At 62.4% G+C, this 1,018-nt stretch carries 2 protein-coding genes; both read left to right on the plus strand.

Annotation, left to right across the window (positions count from 1 at the left end):
* Positions 1 to 740 (plus strand): hypothetical protein (locus tag Q8K99_04575; GenBank protein MDP2181828.1); only part of this gene is annotated, 740 nt, incomplete at its 5' end.
* A 49-nt stretch (positions 741 to 789) separates the two neighbouring features.
* Positions 790 to 1,018, plus strand: a 229-nt coding sequence (locus Q8K99_04580) for a hypothetical protein (protein ID MDP2181829.1), incomplete at its 3' end; no start/stop codon positions are given.

Below are 1,018 nucleotides of genomic sequence, written 5' to 3' on the forward strand. Positions count from 1 at the left end.
CAGGGTGCATGGTGTGTCACGCCGACCCGAACCTGGGCCGGCTGCAAGGGAACCAGTTCGTGTCGTACTACGTGGACGGCACCGACCTCGACAAAGGGCCGCATGCGACGATCATGTGCACCGGCTGTCATCTGGACTTCGCGTTCAAGGCGCCGCACAAGAAGACGCGAGTGGACTGGGTGCGCACGGCTCGCCTTGCATGCAAGAACTGCCATCAGGACCAGTGGGACCTGTACAGCAGGGGAGTGCACTCCATATCGGTGCAGCCGGGGCAGGAGTTCACCGAGACCGACGCTGCCAAGCCCCTTTGCGGCGACTGCCACGGCCCGGTGCACGAGATCATGGCGCTCACGGACAACGAGGACGGTCAGCGCGATCTTCACAGGCGGGGACAGGAGATCTGCGGGCGGTGCCACGAGGACTTCTGGGACAACTACTCGGACTACTACCACGGCGCGGCATACCGCCGTGGAGCCTCGGATGCACCGGCGTGCTGGCAGTGCCACGGGGCGCACGACATCCTGGAGTCTGACAACCGAGGGTCGCGCGTGCACGAGCGGAGTCTCCAGGAAACGTGCTCTCAGTGTCACGACGGAGTCAACGAAACATACGTGAGTTACGCAGGACTTGTACATCGTCGCGCGGAAGTTTACGCAGAGAACCCCGTTTATTCGTTCATCAAGGGGACGCAGGAGTCGATCCAGGGCTTCTTCGGCAAGATAAAGTCCTGGTTCTCATAGGGCGGGAAGCACAGTCCCGGTGACCCGGGGAAGGAAGGGGTAAGGCGACATGGCAGGCAGGCATGGAGGACGCTCACGGAGAGTGGTCTCCCTCGTGGCGGCGGCTTTCGCGCTGGTGTTCCTGTTCGGCGCAGGCACCGCCTTCGCCCAGGAGGCGAAGATCGACGACACGAAGTTGATCATCGACTTCGGCGGCAAGGTCTACGAGGAGAACTGCGACCCGTGCCACGCAAACATCGCTAACACCGACAACTACGCCGGCGAGATCATCTTCACTC

The organism is Actinomycetota bacterium (genome assembly GCA_030682655.1).
Classification (GTDB): Bacteria; Actinomycetota; Coriobacteriia; order Anaerosomatales; family JAUXNU01; genus JAUXNU01.